Annotated in this window: 19 protein-coding genes and 2 pseudogenes; 19 read left to right on the top strand and 2 right to left on the bottom strand. The window is 42.4% G+C overall.

Going from position 1 to position 24,393, the window contains the following annotated elements; all coding sequences use genetic code 11:
- Nucleotides 1-44 precede the first annotated feature (44 nt).
- A pseudogene (locus GKZ87_07690) lies at nucleotides 45-1,831 on the bottom strand (IS1634 family transposase).
- A 384-nt stretch (nucleotides 1,832-2,215) separates the two neighbouring features.
- On the opposite strand from GKZ87_07690, the gene murF reads away from it, so the two are divergent.
- Genes murF through GKZ87_07715 form a run of 5 tightly spaced genes read left to right on the top strand, consistent with a single transcriptional unit; the run spans nucleotide 2,216 to nucleotide 8,536 of the window.
- Nucleotides 2,216-3,601: a UDP-N-acetylmuramoyl-tripeptide--D-alanyl-D-alanine ligase gene (gene murF, locus GKZ87_07695; protein ID QSI27910.1), complete on the top strand. Its 1,386-nt coding sequence runs from the start codon at nucleotides 2,216-2,218 to the stop codon at nucleotides 3,599-3,601.
- 13 nt (nucleotides 3,602-3,614) lie between these two features.
- Nucleotides 3,615-4,679 (top strand): D-alanine--D-alanine ligase, encoded by a 1,065-nt coding sequence (locus tag GKZ87_07700; GenBank protein ID QSI25373.1) that lies wholly within the window; start codon nucleotides 3,615-3,617, stop codon nucleotides 4,677-4,679.
- 23 nt (nucleotides 4,680-4,702) lie between these two features.
- Complete coding sequence (gene alr / locus GKZ87_07705) at nucleotides 4,703-5,845, top strand: alanine racemase (protein QSI25374.1); 1,143 nt, start codon at nucleotides 4,703-4,705, stop codon at nucleotides 5,843-5,845.
- A gap of 38 nt (nucleotides 5,846-5,883) precedes the next feature.
- A complete protein-coding gene (locus tag GKZ87_07710) occupies nucleotides 5,884-6,930 on the top strand; it encodes an acyltransferase family protein (GenBank protein ID QSI27911.1) in 1,047 nt (348 codons plus the stop codon).
- Between the two features lie 13 nt (nucleotides 6,931-6,943).
- Entirely contained in the window at nucleotides 6,944-8,536 is a 1,593-nt protein-coding gene (locus tag GKZ87_07715) for a hypothetical protein (protein QSI25375.1), read from the top strand.
- Between the two features lie 400 nt (nucleotides 8,537-8,936).
- On the opposite strand, the pseudogene GKZ87_07720 reads toward GKZ87_07715, so the two are convergent.
- Nucleotides 8,937-9,391: pseudogene (locus GKZ87_07720) on the bottom strand (hypothetical protein).
- Nucleotides 9,392-9,525: 134 nt separating this feature from the next.
- Here GKZ87_07720 and GKZ87_07725 point away from each other — a divergent pair.
- The 14 genes from GKZ87_07725 (at nucleotide 9,526) to GKZ87_07790 (ending at nucleotide 24,353) form a co-directional block, all read left to right on the top strand.
- Entirely contained in the window at nucleotides 9,526-10,836 is a 1,311-nt protein-coding gene (locus GKZ87_07725; GenBank protein QSI25376.1) for a DUF5011 domain-containing protein, read from the top strand.
- A gap of 89 nt (nucleotides 10,837-10,925) precedes the next feature.
- Nucleotides 10,926-11,384, top strand: coding sequence for an acetobutylicum phosphotransbutyrylase (locus GKZ87_07730; protein ID QSI25377.1), 459 nt, complete (start codon nucleotides 10,926-10,928; stop codon nucleotides 11,382-11,384).
- A 496-nt stretch (nucleotides 11,385-11,880) separates the two neighbouring features.
- The gene (locus tag GKZ87_07735; protein ID QSI25378.1) at nucleotides 11,881-12,714 is read left to right on the top strand and encodes a transporter substrate-binding domain-containing protein; all 834 of its coding nucleotides are present in this window, start codon (nucleotides 11,881-11,883) and stop codon (nucleotides 12,712-12,714) included.
- Nucleotides 12,715-12,728: 14 nt separating this feature from the next.
- Nucleotides 12,729-13,502 (top strand): ABC transporter permease subunit, encoded by a 774-nt coding sequence (locus tag GKZ87_07740; GenBank protein QSI25379.1) that lies wholly within the window; start codon nucleotides 12,729-12,731, stop codon nucleotides 13,500-13,502.
- Between the two features lies 1 nt (nucleotide 13,503).
- Nucleotides 13,504-14,244, top strand: coding sequence for an ATP-binding cassette domain-containing protein (locus tag GKZ87_07745; protein QSI25380.1), 741 nt, complete (start codon nucleotides 13,504-13,506; stop codon nucleotides 14,242-14,244).
- Between the two features lie 224 nt (nucleotides 14,245-14,468).
- On the top strand, nucleotides 14,469-15,344 hold the full coding sequence (locus GKZ87_07750; protein ID QSI25381.1) for a tyrosine-type recombinase/integrase: 876 nt from the start codon (nucleotides 14,469-14,471) through the stop codon (nucleotides 15,342-15,344).
- A 388-nt stretch (nucleotides 15,345-15,732) separates the two neighbouring features.
- Nucleotides 15,733-16,569: a regulator gene (locus GKZ87_07755; protein ID QSI25382.1), complete on the top strand. Its 837-nt coding sequence runs from the start codon at nucleotides 15,733-15,735 to the stop codon at nucleotides 16,567-16,569.
- Nucleotides 16,569-16,763, top strand: coding sequence for a hypothetical protein (locus GKZ87_07760; protein QSI25383.1), 195 nt, complete (start codon nucleotides 16,569-16,571; stop codon nucleotides 16,761-16,763). The genes GKZ87_07755 and GKZ87_07760 overlap by 1 nt, the downstream gene beginning before the upstream one ends.
- A 50-nt stretch (nucleotides 16,764-16,813) precedes the next feature.
- On the top strand, nucleotides 16,814-17,347 hold the full coding sequence (locus GKZ87_07765) for a hypothetical protein (GenBank protein ID QSI25384.1): 534 nt from the start codon (nucleotides 16,814-16,816) through the stop codon (nucleotides 17,345-17,347).
- A gap of 44 nt (nucleotides 17,348-17,391) precedes the next feature.
- Nucleotides 17,392-18,000, top strand: a complete 609-nt coding sequence (locus GKZ87_07770) for a hypothetical protein (protein QSI25385.1) — start codon at nucleotides 17,392-17,394, stop codon at nucleotides 17,998-18,000.
- Nucleotides 18,001-18,098: 98 nt separating this feature from the next.
- Nucleotides 18,099-19,004 carry a hypothetical protein gene (locus GKZ87_07775; protein QSI25386.1) on the top strand — a complete coding sequence of 302 codons (906 nt, stop codon included), beginning with the start codon at nucleotides 18,099-18,101 and terminating at the stop codon, nucleotides 19,002-19,004.
- On the top strand, nucleotides 18,997-19,491 hold the full coding sequence (locus tag GKZ87_07780) for a signal peptidase I (protein ID QSI25387.1): 495 nt from the start codon (nucleotides 18,997-18,999) through the stop codon (nucleotides 19,489-19,491). The genes GKZ87_07775 and GKZ87_07780 overlap by 8 nt, the downstream gene beginning before the upstream one ends.
- 31 nt (nucleotides 19,492-19,522) lie before the next feature.
- Nucleotides 19,523-20,032 carry a hypothetical protein gene (locus tag GKZ87_07785; GenBank protein QSI27912.1) on the top strand — a complete coding sequence of 170 codons (510 nt, stop codon included), beginning with the start codon at nucleotides 19,523-19,525 and terminating at the stop codon, nucleotides 20,030-20,032.
- A gap of 10 nt (nucleotides 20,033-20,042) precedes the next feature.
- Nucleotides 20,043-24,353, top strand: a complete 4,311-nt coding sequence (locus GKZ87_07790) for a leucine-rich repeat protein (protein ID QSI25388.1) — start codon at nucleotides 20,043-20,045, stop codon at nucleotides 24,351-24,353.
- The last annotated feature ends 40 nt before the right edge of the window (nucleotides 24,354-24,393 follow it).

The raw sequence follows: 24,393 nt of genomic DNA on the forward strand, positions 1-24,393 counted from the left end.
ATGCTATAATACCTGACTTTAGAAGCAAAATGAAAAAAATGGTGCTAAATCACTTGATCAAGCATCATTTTTATTTGTTGTGGTGATAAATAGAAGTTCCGTATCGGCAGATTGAAGTGTTCCGACAGTGTTGTGATGGTCGGTGAGGATGGAGTAATATTGATGTATCTGCTGTTCTCCTCTCTCAGAACTGTATAAGTTCGCATGAATTCATAGAGTCTGGAAGTGCAGACCTTATTCCCCAGCACTTTAAACTCAAGGATTCTGCTCAGCAGCACTGCCAGATAGCAGATCAGGAAATGCCCCTTGATCGTGCTTTCGCTGCGGCAGAAAACCGGACGGGCATCCAGCTCGGATTTCATGATTTTAAAGGACTCTTCTATCCGCCATAGATTATGATATACATTATAGATTTCCTCATCATCCATTGCCAGCTCAGATGTTACCAGCATATTATATCCGGCCAATTGACAGTCTTTTTTTATATTTTTTCTCATTCAGTTGGACGATCACCTTTTCATCTGTGGCATTCCCATCCTTGTCTGATGATGAGAATGTCATATATCTCGATGATTCACCATACTCGCTTTTCTTTGCCTGACACGCTTTTAATTTCTTTGCTTTCTCATACATCTTTTTCAGTTCATATTGTTGCTTTTCACATAAGGAGGGATTAAATGTCAGAATGCGTTTTTCTTTTACCGTGAATCTTTTTTTTTCTTCTTATCCTCGTCCTGGAATTCATATTTGAATTCATCGATAATGCTCAGATATTTATATTTCAGCTCTTTGTTTTCATCATACACGCATGTGAACTGATTGTTTTCATTCAGCACCCACTGCTGTTCCCTGTCACTCAGCGACTTTACAGATTTCGAAAAAAATATAGCCATCCCTGTTTTTCTGGCTGCATAGATATTGGCAGCGCAGTTCAATCCTTTGTCAGCCACCTGAACGGTTTTTCCTGATATATTGTTCTGTTGCTTCAATGCCCCGATCATATTTCTTAATACTGGCTTCTCGGACTGATTGCCGGGATAAAGTTTCATTGCGATAGGAAGCTGATTGGTATCAAGAAGCAGGCCCAGACCAATGATAGGATCAGTACGGTTCTCTTTAGAGGGACCCTTTTTCTGAATGTCGCTTTCTCTATCAATTTCAAAGTAGAAATTGGTGCAGTCAAAATAAGTCTTCGAGGTAGATATGCCATAACGTTCAGAAACTCTGCTGGTGAAGATCTCAACGATCTTCTCATATTCGTCACCCATGATCCCAAGTGCAGTCAGCAGCTGGTCATAGCTGAAACCTGTCATGTCCCCATAAAGATAAGGGATCACCTCATGAAAGGTCTTGTATTTGGAGCATGGCTTCACACATCTTGCATAGATGAGGCACTCCATGATATCGCTGATGGAGAATCTGAAATCACGATTATACTGGAGCAGGTTGATATGTTCAGATACCCTGAGACCATCAAGAATATTTTTGATAGGGAAATAGCCGAGGTAACGGACAGGGGATTCCTCGATAAGCCTGATTTTTTCAAGTTCTTTCCTGCTTTTGAGCTCATCGTTGAGTTTTTTGACTTCCTGAGAGAAAAAAGGAGATAGGATCAGCGATACCGGAATCAATGAGATCATGGACGTAACCTAGAGATCTGAAAGATTTGTGAGAGGTATTCTTTTTAGAGTGGTCATAGAAACTTTCATAGATCTGAAGATAGAGACCTTTCTTCAGATGAGATTTTTTAAGGAAATAAGCCATAGGAACCTCCAAAGTGTATAGCACTATGTAACACCATTATTATAACATAGAAAAACTTTTTTATCAAATTATTTCAAAGAAAAAAAGTCCGCTAAAACAGGGACTTTCATCAGCTAGTAGATTAAACTCATCACTTAATTTCATGGTGCTAACTTCTAAACACGGGGCTGTTTTTCACAGTCATTGCCCTTGTATGAAAGCACATATCCTACGGGAATGGATTTTTATCTCACAGCTTAAACACCGACCGTAAGAGTAACCGTTATATCTTACGGTTTTTTTTAGTATAGCTTTCTGTAAAAGGCTTACATTCTTACGATTTACATAAGCTGATGAATTTTACGAAATTCTTTGCTTCAACTTCTAATGCTTATGCTATAATATTTAACGTGTATACATTCCACAAGTATAACAAGGAATGTTGAAATAGGAAACAGAAGGGATGAGCAAAATGATTATCCGGTCAATTGATGCTATTATCCGCATGCTGGATGCGGATTACATAGAAAATGCAGATATAGAAGAAAAGATTCAGGGTGTCTGTATTGATTCCAGAAAGGTAGTGGAGGGAAACCTGTACATACCGATTCATGGTGTCAATAACAACGGACATGCCTATGTACAGCAGGCCATCGAGCATGGGGCCAAGGCTGTATTGTGGGAGCGAAAAGAACAGAATCCGCCGCATGAGGTTGTTGTGATTCTTGTGGAGGATACCACCACTGCTTTACAGCAGCTGGCAAAGGCATATCGCGATCAGTTGAATTTAAAGGTCGTCGGTATTACCGGAAGCAATGGGAAAACAAGCACAAAGGATATTCTTGCCTCTGTGCTGGCGAAGCACTTTATCACACAGAAAACACTGGGGAATTTCAATAATGAAATCGGTGTACCTTTAACTCTGCTGAGCTTATCAGAAAACTGTGAAGCTGCAGTTGTGGAGATGGGAATGGAAAATTTGAACGAGCTTTCCTTTCTGACCCATATCGTACGACCGGATATCGCTATTATCTCCAATGTAGGAACGGCACATCTGGAAAACCTGGGAACCATGGAAAATATTGCAAAAGCAAAGCTGGAAATCGTTGAGGGACTCAATGAGCACGGCTTATTGATTTACAACGGAGATCAGCAGCTGCTGCGCGATGCGGCAGTAGAGAAGCAGATTCCCGGATATATCAAAATCCGCACCTTTGGGAAAGAGGCGCATAATGATGTTATTGTGTCACATGTGCATCAGCTAGAGGATGGTCTGCGCTTTTCTATCAATGAGGATGACTGGGTCTATCATCTGGATATGATTGGAAAGCATCAGGCGATGAATGCCACAGCCGCATGGATTGCAGCGAAGGCACTGGGATTAAGCGAGGAAGAAATTGCAGAGGGCTTTGCAAGTGTTGAAAAAACAGGATTGCGCAATGAGCTTGTAAAAGTGAATCAGTGTCTGATTTTGAATGATTCCTATAAATCCAATCCACAAAGTGCACTGGCAGCTGTGGATACCATGGAGGAATTTGATATACCGTATAAGCTTGCGGTACTGGGGGATATGCTGGAGCTTGGAGAAACGAGTGATATGATTCACTATACACTGGGTAAGGATATCAGCAGGTATCATATCCAGGAGGTTTTAACCATAGGAGATATGGCCTGTTATATCGCACAGGGGGCAAGAGACAATATGGAGCATACCCTGGTGCGTCATTTCACAGACAAGGAAGCGCTGATCAGTTATCTGAAGCCGTACATGCATAAGGAGTGCATGCTGCTGGTAAAGGGAAGCCGCGGCATGAAGCTGGATGAGGTTGTAGATGTACTGGTACAGGAACAACAATAAGGAGCACATACATATGGAAAAAATAAAATTAGCGATTATATTTGGAGGAAAATCCAGTGAATATCCGGTTTCTCTGCATTCTGCAGGCAGCCTGATTCACAAAATCAATAAGGAGCGTTATGAGCTTATTTTCATCGGAATCAGCAAGGATGGAAAGTGGTATGCATATGATGGTGATGTAGAGGGAATCGAGCATGATACCTGGCTGCAAGACGAGCACTGCACACCCTGTGTACTATCCAGCAGCGAGGGCTGCAAGGGCTTTTTGAAGCTGCATGCGGATGGAACCTTTACACGCATGGAGGTTGACTGCATCTTTCCGATCCTGCATGGAAAAAACGGAGAGGATGGAACGATTCAGGGATTGTTTGAGCTCAGCGGAATTCCTTATGTCGGCTGCGGTCATATGAGCAGTGCGATCTGCATGGACAAGGAAATGGCACATATTGTCATGGAGCATGCCGGGATTTCCTGTGCACCGTTTGTATGTGTTTATGAGCAGGATGATCTTGATTATCGCGCAGTATATGAAGATGCTAAGGAACAGCTGGGTCTGCCGATTTTTATCAAGCCAGCCAATGCCGGAAGCAGCTTTGGCATCCATAAGATGGAGTCCTTTGACGGCTTTGAGGAAGCGATGAAGGATGCATTCTATCATGATGGCAAGGGAAAGGTCATTTTGGAAACAACCATTGAGGGCTTTGAAATCGGCTGTGCGGTGATGGGAAACAAAGAATTGTTTGCGGGCAGTGTGGATGAAATCGAAACGGCTGCACCGTTCTTTGATTATGAGGGCAAGTATGAGATGGTGGATTCCCATATTTACTGTCCTGCCCGCATCAGTAAGGAGCTGTTTGCACAGGCGCGCGAAATCGCAAAAAAGGCATACCGCGCTATGAATTGCAAGGGTATGACACGCGTGGATATGTTTGTCACGCCGGATGAAAAAATCATATTAAATGAAGTGAATACCATTCCGGGCTTTACCGATACCTCCCGTTATCCGACGATGATGAAGGAAGCCGGTATTCCGTTCCCGGAACTGATTGACAGACTTGTAGCACTGGCAATGGAATAACAAAGAAGGTGGATAATGTGCTGATGAGCAATACGCGTTCCTGGCTGGAAATCGATCTGTCCAGGATCTCTCATAATATAAAAGAAGTACAGAAGCTGCTGCCCTCTACCAGCAAAATCATGGCAATCGTCAAGGCGAACGGCTATGGGCATGGGGATGTGGAATGCTCCCGGGTAATGGAACAGCAGGGCATTGATTTTTTCGGCGTAAGCAGTGTAGATGAAGGAGTTAGACTGCGTGAGCATGGCATTCAGAGTCCGATTCTGGTGCTTGGCTATACACCGCCTGTTCATTTTCATTATCTGCATGAGGCTTCTCTGATACAGACACTGGTATCTCTGGAGTATGCACAGAAGCTGAACGCATACGGTCGAAAGCATGACATCGTTATAAAAGGCCATGCCAAGGTGGATACCGGCATGTCGAGAATCGGGATTGTTGCGCAGGAGCATGCGTATCATATCGAGGATATCAAGGCGCTGTATCATATGGATCATATAGCTGTGTGCGGAATTTTTTCCCATTTCAGCGTGAGTGACTGTTTGGATGAGGAAAACTGCCGCTTTACGGATCATCAGATTGCATTGTTTGACCGTGTGCTGGCAGATTTAAGGGCTGCAGGCATTGATCCTGGAACAACGCATTTACAAAACAGCTACGGTATTTTAAATTATCCGAATCTGAAATACGATTATGTGCGCCCCGGGCTGTTGTGGATGGGGGTCACAAGCGATGATGCCGTTGAAATCCGTACGGCACCGCAGTTTCAGCCAATTATGGAATGGAAGGCAAATGTTTCCCTCGTGAAAGAGATACAGCCAGGTGTCACAGTCAGCTATGGCCGCCACTTCAAGGCAAAGGAATGCACAAGAGTCGCTACCCTTGCGGTAGGCTATGCGGACGGTTTCCCGCGCAGTGTGTCCAATAAGGGGGCGTGCGTGCTGCTGCATGGAAAACGTGTTCCCATCATCGGAAATATTTGCATGGATCAGATGATGGTGGATATCACCGGGCTTGATGCTGTGCAGGAAGGAGATGTCGCTACCCTGATTGGCAGCGATGGAGAAGAAACACTTCCGGTGGATGAGCTCAGCAGACTGGCAAAGACCATAAACAACGAAACACTGTGCTGGATTTCACAGCGCGTGCCAAGAATATATAAATAGCCACAGATCGCGTGGCTATTTTTCAAGAGAAGGGATGGTTGATTTTCATGGAACGTAAGAATTACTACGCACTGGATGTCGCAAAATTTATCAGTGCATTTCTGGTGGTTTGTATACATACCGGGCCGCTGCTGGATGTGAATGCCACTGGTAACTTCGTGCTGGTTCAGATTCTGGCCAGACTGGCAGTACCGTTCTTTTTCGTCGCAAGCGGCTTTCTGTTTTTTAGAAAGCTGGATTTCAAACGGGAATGGAATGACTATGAGAATAAGGCACAGCTGCAGCATTATTTATGGAGATTGTGTAAGCTTTATATCATATGGACAATTTTGTATCTGCCCTTTACCTATATGCTGTTAAAGGGGCAGGATGGAATTACAGCAGACAGTATGCTGCTGTATGTGCGTGATTTCTTTTTCACCGGAAGCTTTTACCATCTCTGGTTTCTGCCTGCGTTGCTCATTGCCGTGCCACTAGTATATTTTGCTCTTTTTAAGCTGGGGCTTGCCAAAACCATAGGCATCGGCATCCTTCTGTATCTGCTTGGTATGGCCGGCAATGTGTACGGTGGGTATTTGCAGCAGCTTCCGGGTATTCAAACCGTCTATCATATGTATTTGCAGGTGTTTTCCACGACGCGCAACGGTCTGTTCTTCGGTGTGATATTCGTCGCTATGGGGGCGCTCTTTGCACAGCGAACCTTATACCTGAAAAACTGGACCGTGCTGCTGGGTCTGCTTGTGAGTATGCTTCTGCTGTTTGCAGAATGCTTTGCTTTGAAGGATAATGGCTTTATGCATGATTTGACAAGTATGTATGCAATGCTTCTTCCGTGCATGTTCTTTCTGTTTCTGGGCTTGCTGCGTATCCATCTCAAGGACAATAAGGTATATAAAACACTGCGTATTCTGTCACTGCTGATTTATGTTATGCATATCATGTTTGTAAATACGCTTTTGCGTATATGGCCGCTGATGAACTCTCTTGCTGTGTATGGACTTGTTATGCTACTCACACTTTTTGTATCCTGCCTTGTTATTATTTGTTCAAAAAAACTGCATATAGTAAAACATCTGTATGCCTGAAAAGGAGAGTACTATGCTGCGTATACAACAAATTAAGCTGTCGCTGGATGAATCTGTGGAGCTGCTGCCGCTGAAGCTCATCAAAAAGCTTCGCATTCCGAAGGAGGAGCTTCTTTCCTGGCGAATCTATAAGGAAAGTCTGGATGCCCGAAAGGAAACGGATGTGCATTTTACATATTGTCTAGACTGTAAGGTCAGACACGAGGATGCTGTCTTGAACAAGCATATTAAGGATGTCACACGTGTTCAGGAATATCATTATGTATATCCGAAAAAGGGAATCGTCGGACTACAGAATCGTCCGGTTGTCGTGGGCTTTGGCCCTGCCGGTATGTTTGCGGCTTTGCTGCTGGCACAGATGGGGTATTGTCCATTGGTCATCGAACGTGGACAATGCGTTGAGGAACGTGTAAAAAGCGTGGAAGATTTCTGGCAAAGCGGAAGCCTGCATCCGCAAAGCAATGTGCAGTTTGGAGAAGGCGGTGCCGGAACATTTTCTGATGGAAAGCTGACGACGCGCTCTAAGGATTTGCGTGTACATAAGGTGCTGGAGGAGCTGGTACGCTTTGGAGCGCCTGCGGATATCTTATACACGGCGCATCCGCATATCGGTACCGATTTGCTGCGTGATATCGTAAAACAGCTGCGTAAGGAAATTATCGCGCTGGGCGGTGAGGTACGCTTTTCCAGTTGTCTGCAGGATTTGATTATTGAAAAGGGCGAATTATGCGGTATTGTTATCAATGGGGAGCAGATTCCGGCAGAGCAGCTGATTCTTTCCATCGGACACAGTGCCAGAGATACTTACCGCATGCTGCAAAATCGTGGTGTTACGATGCATCCCAAAGCATTTGCCATCGGTGCCAGAATAGAACATCCGCAGACATTGATCGATCAGGCACAATATAAGGGACATGCCGGACATCCGCGGCTGCATGCGGCAGAATACAGACTAACGCATACAGCATCAAACGGCCGTGGTGTATATACCTTCTGTATGTGTCCGGGAGGCAGTGTCGTTCCTTCGGCATCCATGGAGGGCGGTGTGGTCGTCAACGGGATGAGTGAGCATGCCCGTGATCAGGAAAATGCCAACAGTGCCCTGCTGGTACAGATTCGCCCGGAGGATTATGGGGAACATGCACTCGATGGAATCGCTTATCAGGAAGCACTGGAAAGAAAAGCCTTTCAGATGGGCGGGGGGAACTATCGGGCCCCTGCACAGCGGGTAGAGGATTTTTTAAAGCATAAGGCAAGCCAGGCAATGGGAAGTGTGAAGCCAAGCTATGCGTTGGGTGTTACACCCTGTGATTTGCATGCGCTGTTGCCAGATTACGTGACCTCCGCAATGGAGGAGGCGATTATCGCCATGGATTGCAGACTAAAGGGGTTTGCGATGAATGATGCTGTATTGACCGGCGTGGAAACCAGAAGCAGCTCGCCAGTCCGGCTGGAGCGGGATAAGGCGTGTCTGCAAAGTCTTTCTGTCTCTGGATTATATCCGTGTGGTGAAGGGGCAGGCTATGCAGGTGGAATCGTATCGGCAGCGATTGATGGCATTCGCTGTGCAGAACAGATCATTGCGATGTATCAATATAAGAAATAAGCAGCTTGTATCTGATCTTTGTAGGAGAAGTCCTGCAGTTAGTTATTGCACATAGATAAGCACGATTATGAAAAGTACACATATCGTGTATAAAAAACGCAGCCTTCTTCAGAACTGCGTCAGGCTGTATGACAAAGCCGGTTTGAAAAACAACTTTGTCAACGGCCTTTTATGTTCCTCATAATGATAAAAAAAAAGAGCGATTTTAGGGTTTTCATATCTAAAATCACTCTTTTTTTGACTGTTTTTTCCAACTTTTAAAATTCTTTTCCTGGTAATTTTTCAAAACAGATAGTTTGTCAACACTCTGATGTAGCCTTATTCAGGACTGCGATTTAAACTTCTTGGGGGTTTCTTTTTCCCCACCTTTTCTTATTTGAGATCTTCCACTTCCCTTAGATTATTTTAGAAACCCTATTAAGTTACCTAGTTTCTGCTTTGTGTATACCTCTACCTGTTTACCGCGATGAGCCAGATAGATGCGTATGACTGGCTGCAAGCCCTGATCATATTGCTTTGAAATGATCTGTTGATAACCAAGCTGTGCTAATCTTTTTAAATCAACAGCTTTATCTCTGGCATATTTCAATTCAAACAGAAAGGATGGATTTTCCTGCTTTTTGCTTTCCAGACAGATATCATATCTGCCTTGTCCCTGTTCGCGGTTACTGATGATATGATAGCTCTTTCTAAGGGCATGAGGATACCTAAGAGTAGCGTGCGCAGTGCGGGCCCATAGGTCTGGTATGAATTTTCACTAACAAGATCGTAATAGCTGGTCGTATTTTCCAGATTGGATTGATAGTACACAGTAAAATTTTGCAGATTTCCTTGTAAAAGATCATCCAGCAGCATAGTTACACTGCTTTCATAATTCTTTACATGGTATGAAAGTTTTGCCAGTCAAAGGAGATTATGGGATGATCCATCTCTTGGATACGGCATAATTTGCAGGCGTTTTACATATCGTTAGGATAGAGGTGATGCATGTGAGCAAACGCTGCAAAAGTATTATATACGGGATATTTGGATTGATTGGGGTTGCCGTGGCAGCCTTGTTGATAAAGCTGTTGTTTTTCAGTGGATTATTCACACCGCTGCTGGCATTAAACGGCCCAAAAACGATGGAGGTGGAAGTTCATACAACCTTTCAGGATCCCGGTGCAAGGGCACGCTTTCGTTTCTCTGATTACAGTGATGAGGTAAAGGTAAAGGGAAGTCTGAATATGAAGAAGCTGGGAACCTATACTCTGACCTATACCTTTGATAAATATCAGAAAACAGTAGAGCGCAAGGTTCGCGTTGTCGATACAACAGCGCCAAAAATCAGGCTAAAGGGAGGAAGCTCCATTCGTGTGTTTGAAAACGGAAGCTATCAGGAGCCGGGATTTCAGGCAATCGATACGTACGATGGAGATCTGAGCAAGAAGGTGAAATGCACTGGCAGTGTAAATATGAAGAAGCAGGGAACCTATACCCTGACGTATACGGTGAAGGATAACAGTGGTAATGCGGCAAGTGTTAAGCGAAGTGTACAGGTATGTGCCGATCCGACGGCCACAAAGCTATATTACGATCATGACAGCTACGACAACACGATGGAGGAATGGTGGTTCAATAAGAGCAAGGATCATCAGCGGACAACCGGTGCCAAGGATGAAAAGCTGTTAAAGAAATATGATGCCTACTATCAGGGTCCTAAAGAAAAGGTGATTTATCTGACCTTTGACGAAGGCGGGAATGATATCACCTATATTAAGCAGATTGCAGATGTACTGAAAAAGAACAATGTACAGGCAACCTATTTTCTGACAAGAAATTATATTAAAACAGAAGCAGACTTCATACGGCAGCTCGTAAAGGATGGCAATGTGATCGGTAATCACAGCTGGCATCATTACGATATGACAACGCTGGCCAATGCCGCAAGCATTGATACATTCGTTGCAGAGATTACCGAGACAGAAAAGACGTATATGGAGGTTACCGGACAGCCAATGAAAAAGGTTTTCCGTTTTCCAAAGGGTGGAAGCAGTGAGCGTGCGATGAAGCTGGTGAAGGATCTAGGCTACAGCAATTATTTCTGGAGTCATGCCTATTACGATTATGCGAGTGATGTGTCAGGCACTGAGGCATTAAAAACCATGATGGATCATTATCATGAGGGAGCAATCTATCTGCTTCATCCAAGCAATAAGGGGAATTATGAGGCGATGGATACCTTTATCAAAAATATGAAGGAGCTTGGCTACAGCTTTAAAACAGTGGATACCATACCTGCGGATGCAAAGGATAAATAATACAAAGAAAGCATGAAAAAAGCTGTCACTGCAAAATAAACTGGTATTTTTACAAATCTTATTTTATAATGATGCACAGGTGATGAAGCATGAAAAAGATACACTGCTATACGCTCCTGTGCATCCTGTGGATGCTTGTGATTTTCTGGTTCTCTGCACAGGTGGCGGATGATTCCCAGGAAATGAGCGATGTCTTTGTGCGTCTGCTTGACGCTTTGTTCTCTCTGGATATCATGAAAAATGAAATCATACGGGATATGACAAGCTTTCTGGTACGCAAGGCGGCACATATGAGTGAGTATGCTGTACTGGCAATTTTGCTGGGATTAACGATACGGGGATATAAAAAAGAGCCGTGGCTGCTTTTGGCTCTGGCTGCTACAGCAGCTTATGCGGCAACGGATGAATTTCATCAGTTATTTGTACCTGGAAGAAGCGGACAATTAAAGGATGTTCTGATTGATACCGCAGGTGGGGCAATCGGACTGGCATTGCTTGCTTTAATTCTGTATCTGAAGAACCGATATAAAGCAAAAGAAAAGCAATGAAATAAGAGGTGGGATTCATAAGTTACTATGCACAGTCAAGTCATCAATATGTGATATGATATGTAAGGATAAAATATGATGCTACTGTAACAGATTATATGGCAGTTACCTCTCATATGCATATATTTATTTTCTAAGGCTGTGCATAGTAGCTGTTAAATATGGTTGATTTCTTCATACAGCATTGACAAACAGTGGAATTTACGCTAAAGTATATAGGACAGAAAAATCGTATAGAGGCAGCGATGCGTCAGAGTAAAAGCTGGAGTCGGCAGACGGAGATAGCTTTGAAAGGTAATCATCGCCGAAGATGCTGCATTGGCGGATGCACTTCTGGGGTCATGGGAAATACTCATGGCACTCCTTCGTTAAGAAGAGGAGCTATTAACAACTCTGCTTTGTGTGAGTGAGTCGTGTAATAGCACGGCTTTTTTGTTTGCATGATGGCGGGAAGATATATCCGATACGCCAGATATAAGGAAAGAGGGACAAATTTATGAAAAGATTATTAACAGCAGCATTTGCTATGACATTTTTACTTGCAGGCTGCGGCAGCAGTGATGATGACAAAAATGTATCAAAAAACACAGGAAAAGAAACCTTTACGGTTGGTATGGAGTGTAACTATGCACCCTTCAACTGGCAGACAAAGGAACAGACAAAAACGAGTGTTTCCATCGGCGGTGCCGGTTTCTGTGACGGCTATGATGTGCGTGTTGCACGCCAGATTGCAAAGGATCTGGATCGTGAAATCGTCATCAAAAAGGTATCCTGGGACGGCTTGCAGCCGGCTCTGGAATCCGGTGAAATCGATGCCATCATCGCCGGTATGACAAAGGATGAAACACGGGAAAACGGAATTGACTTCACATCTCCTTACTATGAGTCTGAAATGGTCATGATTGTGCGTAAAGGAGATGCGGCTGCGAAATTCAATGATATCCAGCAGTTTAAGGGCAAGACCATCATCGGTCAGAAAAGTACAAACTATGATACGATCATCGATCAGATCAAGGGTGTAAAGCATGCCACACCGAAGGCGACATATCCGGAAATGATCCTGTCCCTGCAGAATAAAGAAGTGGATGGAATCACCGCAGAGCTTCCGGTTGCCGAGGGTGCCGTGGAAGCAAACAAGGATTTAACAATCGTACACTTTGCGAAGGGCAAGGGCTTTGATATTGATACTTCCGTATCTGTCGGTCTGAAGGAGGGAAGCCGTGATTCTGAGCTGTTCAACGCTGTACAGAAATCACTGGACGGTATTTCCAAGGAAACAAGAGATCAGTGGATGAAGGAAGCAAGAGAGAGTCAGCCAAAAGCAGAATAGAATAGGAGATTACAATCATGATGATAGCATCCGCAAAACCGGATGGGATGTTTGCCCAGGCCTGGTGGATTTTCCAGGACAATATTCCTTTGTTCTGGTATGGAATTAAAATTACACTGCTGCTGGCAGTATGCGGTACACTGATTGGTCTGGTGATTGGTTTGCTGCTGGGAGGAATCCGTGCTGTGCGCATTGAAGAACGCGATTCCGCAGTCTCCCGCATCATAAAACGGATATTACACGGCTTTGTCGGTCTGTATGTATGGATATTCCGTGGTACACCGATGATGGTACAGGCGTTGATTATTTATCATGGTCTTCGTCCGATATTAAACTGGTCACCGGTTACTGCAGGTATTACCATTATATCCATCAATACAGGTGCATATATGGCGGAGATCATCCGTGCCGGTATCCAGTCAATTGACAAGGGACAGAACGAGGCAGCCCGCAGTCTGGGAATGACCTCCACGCAGACGATGATGAGTATCATTTTACCCCAGGCAATCCGCAATTCCTTTCCTTCGATTGGAAATGAATTCATTGTCAATATCAAGGACAGCTCCATGCTGAATGTCATCGGTGTTATTGAGCTGTATTTCCAATCCAGCTCGGTTGCCGGAAGTCTGATGCTGTATGTTCCGACGTTTATCGTTGCGGCAATTTTATATCTGCTGCTGACGACATTTGCAACCCAGCTTCTCTCCTTTGTTGAGGGACGTATGAATATGCCGAAAATGTCAGGCCCGTCCTCTCAGAGCGTACCGATAGAAAGGGTGAGTGAATAATATGAATACGATCATAGAAATCAGACATCTGAAAAAGCATTTCGGTTCGCTGGAGGTATTGAATGACATTGATTTTCATTGCGATAAAGGGGAGGTAATCACCATTATCGGATCCAGTGGCAGCGGTAAGTCTACACTGCTTCGCTGTATCAACCTGCTGGAAACACCGGATGCGGGAGAAATCCTGTATCATGGTAAGGATATCCTGAAGGGGGAAATCAATATCAATCAGCACCGTACGCATGTCGGTATGGTATTTCAGTCCTTTAATCTCTTTAACAACAAAAGTGTGCTTGAAAATTGTATGATCGGACAGGTCAAGGTATTAAAGCGAAGCAAGGCAGATGCAAAGGAAAAGGCGATGCTGTATCTGAAAAAGGTCGGTATGGAATCCTTTGCGAATGCGAGTGCCATGCAGCTATCCGGCGGACAGAAGCAGCGTGTGGCTATTGCCCGTGCCCTGTGCATGGAGCCGGAGGTTCTGCTGTTCGATGAGCCGACGAGTGCATTAGATCCAGAAATGGTCGGTGATGTTCTGGATGTCATGAAGGATCTGGCCAGTGAGGGTTTGACCATGATCGTCGTTACCCATGAAATGCAGTTTGCCCATGATATCAGCACCCGTGTCGTATTTATGGACAAGGGGGTTATCGCTGAGGAGGGTACACCGCAGCAGCTGTTTGAGCATCCAAAGCAGGAGCGTACCAAAGAGTTTTTGAAGCGTTACCGTATCAGCAGCTAGTCCTAGCACACCCTCATAAAATAAAATAATATTACAGAAAAAGCGAATGAACGATCTGCCAGGATATGCATTCGCTTTTTTCTTGGTATCAAAATAAAAATACCTAGATAAATTTAATTCTAATGAGTCATTGAAGAAGGCTGTATAATCATAACCAATATTTACCATATAGCTAAGAGAGATAACTGTGCTATTATTGCTATAATGAAAAGAGGTCGCCATTTATGAAAAGAACGATATTGACATTACATCATTTGAACAGATTCCATAAAAAGTTGATACAGGAAGAAAAAAGTAAGGCTACGATTGAAAAGTATATGCGCGATGTCCGTCGCTTTTATGAATATCTTCCCCAGGAACAGGCTGTCACTAAGGAAGCTGTCATGCTGTATAAGCAATCCCTGCTGGATACCTACAAACCGGCGAGTGCAAATAGCATGCTGGTATCTGTGAATCTGCTGCTTTCCTCTATTGGACTTGCAGATTGCAGAGTCAAACTCCATAAGCTTCAGAAAAAAATCTTTCACGACGATAAACACAATCTGACAAGAAAGGAATATGAGCGCCTGCTTGTGGCTGCGAAAAAGAAAGGGAACGATCAGCTGGTGATGCTGCTTCAGACCATTTGTTCTACCGGAATCAGAGTCAGTGAAATCCGGTTTATCACGGTGGAAGCGTTAAAGAAGGGCAGTGCAGTGATTAGAAATAAAGGTAAAATAAGAGAAATCCTGTTTCCTGCGAAGCTGAAACAGACACTGATTCGATATTGCAGAGACAGGGATATCATAAATGGGGCTGTCTTTTTGACCAGTCAGGGAAATCATCTGGATCGAAGCAATGTTTGGAGAATGATGAAGAACCTGTGTGCATATGCCAGCGTTGATCCCGAAAAGGTATTTCCCCACAATCTACGTCATTTATTTGCCTATACCTTTTACCGTATGGAAAAGGATCTTGTACGCCTTGCGGATCTATTGGGACATTCGAGTATTGAAACAACAAGAATCTATACAAAGACAAGTATTCAGGCATGTCAGAAAATGATTGACCGTATGGCGTTATTTTCGATTGGATATCATACAAGGAAAGCAACAACATAATTGATATTATGTTGTTAGATGTTTGTGAACTGATAAATTCAGTGTTTTTTTTATACCTTCATGTAATAAAAAAACGATTTCTATCAGCTATGTAAATAATTATATTATGTTTTATGGACTTATAGTAGCATTTCAGAAAGCAATACTCAACATTTATTTGTGAATGGGAAAATATATTGGTGAATAGTCAGATTTCTATATTCTGTGTGATTTATGTGTGATGTTTAGGAGGGTTACCTGCTATTTATAAAGGTACGAGCATACTGAAAATATATCATGAGCCTCTGGCAATGATATGAACTATATATAAAAATATACATCTCAGCATGTAATCCTTTTACATGCTTTTTATTTCGATAAAAAAGAGTAATACAACATAATATCAATTATGTTGTATTACAGTAAAGGGACGGTAGTAGGGATGAAGAAGGAACAGATCAATAGCTGTATTGAGCTGACAAAGGAAATTATGAATCGGCATTATCAGGGAAATCTTGCTTTTGTAGCGGAGCAGCTTCATAAAAACTGTATGTGGATCGGATCGAATGCGGATGAGTTTTATCAGGGGAAGGACAGTATTATCGCCGTGTTGAAAAGAGATGCAGAGAAGCTTCCGCATATACAGCTCACCTCACAGGAATATATGTGTGCAAGTCATGATACGCATGAATGTATTATCATGGGGCGCTATATCGGGGTGACCAGTGCAGCCAGCGGAGAAATATATCGCGATATGCAGAGGGTAACCTTTGTGTGGAAAGAGGAAAAAGGAAAACTTTCTGTAATTCATATGCATGTTTCAAATCCCTTAAACAATGTAGTCAAGGGAGAGGCGTTTCCCAATCAGCTTGCTTCCTATACGAAGGAATATCTGGATATGCTTGTCAACAGGGAGGTAGAGAAAAAAGGAACGATAACTGTGAAGGATCAACAAAATCGTTATCATGTGGTACAGGTCAGTGACATCCTTTATTGTGAGGCATTCAATATGAACAGTATCCTTCATATGAAAAATGATATATTTGCGAGGATAACATTGGTCGAGCTGGAGGAGCAGCTGAAAGAGAAGGGGAACGGAATGTTCTGCAGGATCCATAAAAGCTATTTGGTAAACCGTTATCACGTACTTTCATTAAAACGATATGAGCTTACAATCAGGGGGAACCACCATGTTCCGGTATCAAAACAGCATTACAATGAAATCAGAGAGTGGGTGCAGAGATAATGCGGGAGACTGGAAAAGACGATACACAATATACACATCAGGAGTACCGTATGGCGGGTATTGCGCATTTATTGCTACAGGATGAGGTAGAAGAATTTTATTACAAAGGAAAGCAGATCAGTCGTAAGGAGGCGGATGCGCAGGTCGCATGCTTTCAGGCACAGGCAAAGAAGGGAAAGGAAGCCGGAAGATGAGAGCAAGAAAGGGAACCTTCAAAGCATATAGGGGGAGTGGGTAAGCAACCATGCGGCATGTAAAGCGGCTTCTTTGGATATTGCTGATCATATGGATGATGATGGATATCACATTGATTATCAGCAGACTTGCACAACCGAACCAGCCGGCAAACATCGTTGGATGGACACCGTATCTGATTGGAAGCGGTGATCGATATTGTGGATTGCATAAGGATGACCTGATGATTGCACATATGCCATCGGGCATCCTTCAGAAACAGGACGTAATCATCTATTCGGATGGGGATTCGCTACAGGTTGGCTGTATAAAAAAACAGGGAAAAACGTGGTATCAAATAGAAAATGATACAGGTAAGCGATATATTACACCCGCTCAAATACGGAGTGTCTCTGTATGTACGATACCCAGAGTCGCAGGAATACTGGTGTTTCTTTCAGAGCAGGGCTTCCATATTGCAGGGGCCGGCTGTATCCTGATTGCTGCATATGAATGCAGGAAGCATTTTAAAAACTTAAGTGTATTGAGAAAGCATGAAAAGGATCCAAATGATGAAGCCCATGGACATAGGGGGAATGGATGATTTAAGAAACTCATGACATACAAGGAAAGAAGGAGGAAATGAAAATGAGTAAGAAGAACAAAATTGGAGGACTGGCACTGGCCGGCGCATTGCTGCTGACATGTGCGGCAGCAGGAACAATCGCAAAGTATCAGACGGAGCTGGGGGGGACAGACACTGCTTCTGTCGCCAAATTTGAGGTAAAAGCGGGAGATTTGAATAAAGATTTAAACGCGGATTTAAGTATATTTAAGAATCCAAAAGATAGTGACGGTACCAATGCAGAAGCCGATGTAGCCACAAATAAAATCGCACCGGGAACAGCTGGTGTAAAGGAAATCGAAATCGAGAATACATCCGAGGTGACTGTCGAAGGAACGATTACTGCAAAAATGGAAAATACATCCGTACCAATCGAGCTGGCAATCACAGAAAGTGATACGTTACCAAGTAGTTCCGAGTGGACAGCAGCTGATGCCCCAACACCGGAAAGCTATGCACTTACCAGTCTGGACTGGAGCTCTGGATCGAATAAGAAAAAAATCTATGTACACTGGAGATGGGCTTTTGGCGAGGATGATGCCAGCATTTCAAAAGATAACAGTATAGCAGAAAATGCAACGACGCTAAGTCCTAAGCTGACTGTTAAGGCTGTGCTTTCACAAAAAGATTAGGCTTCAAAAATAGAGATGGATTTCTGTCTCTATCAAAGGGCTTCTGTTAGATGAAGCCTTTTGACAAGGATAGAAAAAAGAAGCTAAGGGAGGATATCATGGACAGGAAAAGAAAGCTACGGAAAAGAGGAAGTATGCTATGCATGATTGCTGCAGTCATGTTTGTACTGGCACTTCCTTTAAAGGTGAATGCACAGAAAAAGGAATCCAGTATCAGGGTATATGATGAAAAAACAGAATGGAAGCAGAACAGTACGCTGGATATCTTTACACTGCTGAATGGAAGAAAACGGATTATGGCAGATGCAGAAGGCGAATATGTCTTTACTGTTTATAATTCTGCGGATTTTACATCGACATATCTGTTCACCCTGAGTGAAACGAATGCGGAGGGTATTCCAATGGAATATCAGTTGCTGAACAGCAAAGGAGAGTATCTGATTGGTGATACAAGGGAATGGAAAACAGCAGAAACACCGCTGCAATATACCAGAGCATTACTGGGGGTAGAGGAACAGGAGGAATTGCATTTAAAATGGCGATGGTCTCCTGAAGGAAAAAGCTATGCGGATATTCCTGACGGCGCAGCCTATACCATGCACCTGCGCATTGATGGTGAACAAATAGATGAAGCACCTGAGAAGCCAGAGAATCCAGATGATCCAAAAGACGAGGGGGATGACGATATACAGAAGCCTTCGGATCATGAAAAGCCTGAGGATAACGGAGCTACGCAACCGCCTGGAAGTGAAGAAACCCCTTCACAGAACGATAAAAACGAGCCTGCAGCGCCATCCGATCCTCCAGCATCTGAAAATAACGATAAGAACGGACAAATTGGCAAACAGGAAGCTTATGTCATTCCCACAGAGGATGCTGCAGATACCGATTTTGTAAATACCGGGGATGCTTCCGATATCCTGTTATACGGGGCGCTGTTCCTGTTCAGTATCGGAATTCTGATGCTTGTAGCTGCAAGCAGGAAGAAAGAAAAGCATGAATAAGCGAATCAGAAAACCTCTGAAGCTTGTAATACCGGGGATTTTGCTGATTCTGTATTTTTCACAGCTGTATCTCGCAGTACAGACAACAAAGTCCACCCGGTTACCAAAGCTTTTCGGATGGGGGGAGGTAATCTTTCTATCCGGAAGCATGAGTCCGGCAATAGAAACTGGAAGTATGGCGTTTTTACAGGAGCAGAAAACCTACAAGGTTGGGGACATTATCACCTATCGAAAAAACAACTCACTGATTACGCATCGCATCGTAGAGAAAAAAGCAGAAGTTATCCTTGTGAAGGGAGATGCGAATAACCGTATGGATGAACCGATCACACAGGAAATGATTGAAGGAAAAATCATGTTTGTAATCCCTTATGCAGGGACACTGATTCAGAAGCTGAAAAGTCCTGCAGGGATGGCATGTGTGGCAGGTGGAGCCATGCTGATTGCGCTGTGGCCGGATAAGAAGGAGGATGAAAGTGATGAATAAGGGATTAACAATGGAAAGAAAAACAAAAATCATATTGGCGGCAATGACACTGATCATTGTCGTGCTGTTTGTGACCTTTGGAAAGTATAGTACAACACTTGGAGGGACTGCCTATGCACAGATTGCCGAGCCTAAAACAGCACTTGTTACCGGAGGCTCAAAGATTGAAATCGATCATGGGCAGGTTGGCAGTTATCAGTTTGCTGTTACGAATAAGGAAGGGGATGACATATCCAATGTCACAATGAAGTACAGGATTACAGTACTTACAGACAGCGGATATACCGGGACCGTTCGGTATAGTTTGTATCACTGTGATAAGGATGGAAAATACATTGCCGCAGACGGTATGGTTACAACGGATGAAACAAAGGCACAAGTTGCAGTGAATCAAACACCGGGAATTACAAATATCAGTGATAACAGAATGGAATTAAAGCATACAGAGGAACAGACTGATTATTATCTATTGAAATTTTATCCAAGCAAGAGCGGGGAATTCGGATTTCAGGTAAAGGTGACAGCGGAGCAGAAGGATTAGTACAGGAGGAATGCAGATGGAATGGAAGAATATAAACAAACAGAAGCTGTATTTCATATTGGGAGCATTGGTATTCTTTGTTGCTATAGCAGCAGGCGCCTTTACGCTTGGAAAATATGTATTGAGCAGGAATCAGTCTGGGCCTAGAGTGGTGGTAGCTGTATCAGATTATGAAAGAGTGTATGGAGATACAGCAGCTCCCTATGAGGAATCTGACGGTTTTGGAAACTATTATGTGCATTATATTGGAGAAAAAAGCGGGGAAAGCAGAACATATCTGGATATGACGAATGACCTTGATGCAAAGGGTGTCATCGGTACAACCAAAACGAAGCTCACAACTACATATAAATTATTCGAAGGAAATCAGACGCTGGAACGTGTTCTGATGCCGTCTGAAATCAATTCTGATGTAATTCAGACAAATACGTTTCAAAACGCCAAAAATGCAAAGCCTTCAAGTGAGATACAGCTTATTTACGGGGATGAGGGTAGTACCGATATATCTGATCGCGTGTTCACCAATGCGCATGTGACACCCTATGTAAATATGATAGATTATGGATATGATAGTTACGACGGCTTTAAAAATATATTTGTTTCCTCATCTATGGAAACGATAGATGATTTGTTTATGGAAAATTACAGTGTTGAAAAGGTTTTGTTTGATGAGAAAGGCACATGGACAAATTTACAGAGTGCTTTCTATGGATGTAAGACGATTACAAGTCTCGATAATATCATATTCTCACCGAATATGTATAAGACTATAACAAATATGAAAAATACATTTTCTGGTACGGGAATCAAGGAAATTCCTTCAACCTTTCAATTTCCTGAAAACGTAACAACGATTCAAAATATATTCGGAGATTGTGAGGATCTTGAAAGCATACCGGCTGATTTTAAAGTACCTGCATCAGTTACAGATGCAAGTGAAATTTTTTATGGCTGTAGTTCTTTAGCCACAGCTCCAAATACAATGTTTGATAACGCTGTCAGTCTGACAGATTTAAATGAAGCTTTCCAATACTCAGGTATAGAAGAAGCTACATTTAAATTTCCTGTTTCCAAAAATCTTGTGAATTTATCAAGGATGTTTGAATATTGTGATTCTCTAAAACTAATTGATATGACTTTACCAGAAGGCATCCAGAATATCAGTAATATGTTTCGATACTGTAATCAGGCAAGAGGTAAACTGGAAATTCCTTCGAGTATCACTTCGATGGATACTACATTTGAATTTGCCGGTACGGATACTGATGAAGCTTATGAAGGCTATGGTACTCCTCTTGTTATGACGTACTATTACAGTGATACGGTCAAAAGGGAAATAGAGTATGCTAATGCATTTAACAACTTACATACAGAGAAATATCCGGATGGACGTGTAACACCAGTGGAACTGAAGTTTAGCAAGGTGTATGAAGAAGACGCTCCTTATGTAAATGAAGAAGGTGAAAATTACTATCTGCATTATGTTGCTTCCTATGACACGTTAGATTTGGAGGAAGAAATGAAAAACCAGATGGTTACTTACGGGACAGAGATTACAAATACATACAAAATGTTTGATAGTGCATCACAAATCAAACGGGTTGTCGTACCGGAAAGCATACCTACTTCCAAGATTGAATTAAATACCTTTATCAATACCTCACAGAATATACAGCTGATATTCAAGGATGTAAAAAACGATATTTCAGACAAGCAGTTTGAACTAGCTGGAGATGTTGTGCCGTATGCCTATCTGAGTGATGATAATCGAGATGATGTAAGGGAGTGTAAGCATGTATTTATTTCCAACGAATATTCTGCACCTGCTTATGGATGTAGTGATTTCAGTAATTTAAAAAAGGTGTATGTGGATGAAACGGGATATGAAAAAAACGGAGAGGAGTGGGCGATTTTTGACGGTACTTTTGCTTATTGTCAGGGAATTACATCCCTTGATGATATCATTATCCCCGCAGAAATCTCAGAGCATATCACATCTATGGATTCTACCTTTGCCGGTACCGGGATTACGAGTATACCTGCATCATTTTCATTACCGGAAAATGTGACAGCGATAGATAATATATTTTATGACTGTAATAGTCTTGAAACTATCGAGGAAGGCTTTCAAATACCACCAGCGGTTGTAAATGCCTCTTATATATTTAGCTATACAGGCTTGAAGAATATACCAGCAGACTTATTTGAAAAATCAAATAATATTCTTAATTTGTTTGGTGCTTTTTCAGGTTCATCGATTGAAAAAATAAATGGTGATTTTTATCTGCCGGAAAATGTTGAAGATATTAGTGGTTTGTTTTCAGAATGCGGCGAACTAACAACAATAGAAGATGGCTTCGTTATACCTGCAAGTGTAAAAGACGGCAGTGCCTTGTTTGAAGTAACATCAACGCTTACAAATGTACCAACAGATATTTTTGAATATGCAGACAATGTTGAAACACTAGCATATGCATTTTCCAGCTCCTCTTTTTCTACAGCAACCTTTACCTTACCAAAGACGGGGCATTTAACTGATATCGGTGGTATGTTTATGAGTTCAGGAATCAAAACTATTGATATGAGGATTCCGGATAGTGTGGATAATATGAATTCATTTTTAAGTGATTGTAGTGATGCGGTGGGAAGAATAAGAATGCCTGCTTCTCTAATCAGTATGCACAATGCTTTTTCTAATACTGGAGAAACAGCTTCTGAATGCTATGAGGATTACGCAACACCGATCGTAATGGAATATGATATCGATAATAATGCTGTTCAAGATGCATTAAAAGATCCGGAATTTTTTAATATTTATAACAGTATGTCCAATGAAAATGGAAAAGTTACAGCATGTAATTCGAAATTTAAAAAAGTATATGAAACAGGGGCACCTTACGATGGTGGAAAGGGTGCGTATTATATACATTATATCGGGGATGAAACAGATTTAGATCTTGAGAAGCATTTAACTCCGGACAAGAAATTGCTTGGTCAGGATATAACGAGCACCTATAAGATGTTTGAGGGAGTTCAATCCATCCGACAATTACTTATACCAAAGGAAATCTCCGCAGATAGTATTGAAGCGACGATATTCGATAATACTTCTCAGGCTGTTAATCTTATATTCAAGGATTATGAGAGCAGCAGCGATCCGGCAGATATCACCTTTACGAATGAAAACATAACGCCTTATGTGTATATTACGCAGAATAATATGTCCAGGGTAAATGGCTATAAAAATGTATATATTTCCCGAGAAAAGCGTATGACTGATGAATTTTTTGAATTAGATAAAACAACAGTTGAAACGTTATTGTTTGATGAGGAAGGTCCTGATACAGATGGTAATAACTGGACGAGCTTTGAGGATGCATTCAGTGATTTAAAAAATCTTAAATCCCCTGAAGATGCCATCATACCGGATAAGGTTAGAGAACAAATAGTAAATGCTTCCTATCTTTTCACTAGATCAGGTATTGAAAAAATACCTGCAAGCTATAGATTTCCTGAAAATGCGACTACTGTACTGTCTTCATTTTCACAATGTGAAAAGCTTACAATGATAGAGGAAGGCTTTCAGCTATCAGAGAATATTACAGATGCAGGCTCATTGTTTTTAGGGTGTATTTCATTAGAAACTATTCCTACAGATCTTTTCGGTAACCCGAAGGGGGAATTAGGCGCTAGATATTTCTTTAGTGGTTGCAGCTCTTTAAAAAATATCAATTTGATTATTCCCGAGGGTGTAACTGATATAGAGTCTATGTTTGCGGAATGTTCAAGCTTATCTGGTACTGTTTCTCTGCCATCTACAATAACTGAAATGCGAGGAATATTCAGATTAGCAGGGAGCGAGGCTACGACGAACCAGCCAGGGTATTATACACCAATTGTCATGTATTATGATCCTAGCAATTCTGTGATCCAGGAAGCGTTAAAGAATCCTGTAGAATATAATTTCTATGATGCAATAAAAAATCCTGATGGAAAAGTTACACCGGTTCCAAAACCTGCGGCAACAAGCACGAATCTGCTGAATGCAAAAATCAATGCATCCAAGCAGCTTGTAGAGAGCAGTGTGCATGTACAGGTAAAGGTAACGGATCCAGAGGATACTGCCCAAAAGCAGCCTGTAAGCAATACGAAGGAGGATCAGACACTTCCAAAAGAAAGCGATGTTGAAATAAAAAAAGACATTGAGGAGGATGATGAAAATAAGCAGAGGGATACTGCCGCAGACAATACCATAGATCAGATGGTACAAATGGATAAGGAAAACAACACAGTATCTCAGCAATTGACTACAAAAGAATGATAGGGGAAAGGAGAATCCAGAGAATTTCATGAAAGAAAGC

Source organism: Erysipelotrichaceae bacterium 66202529 (assembly GCA_017161075.1).
Taxonomy (GTDB): domain Bacteria; phylum Bacillota_I; class Bacilli_A; order Erysipelotrichales; family Erysipelotrichaceae; genus Clostridium_AQ.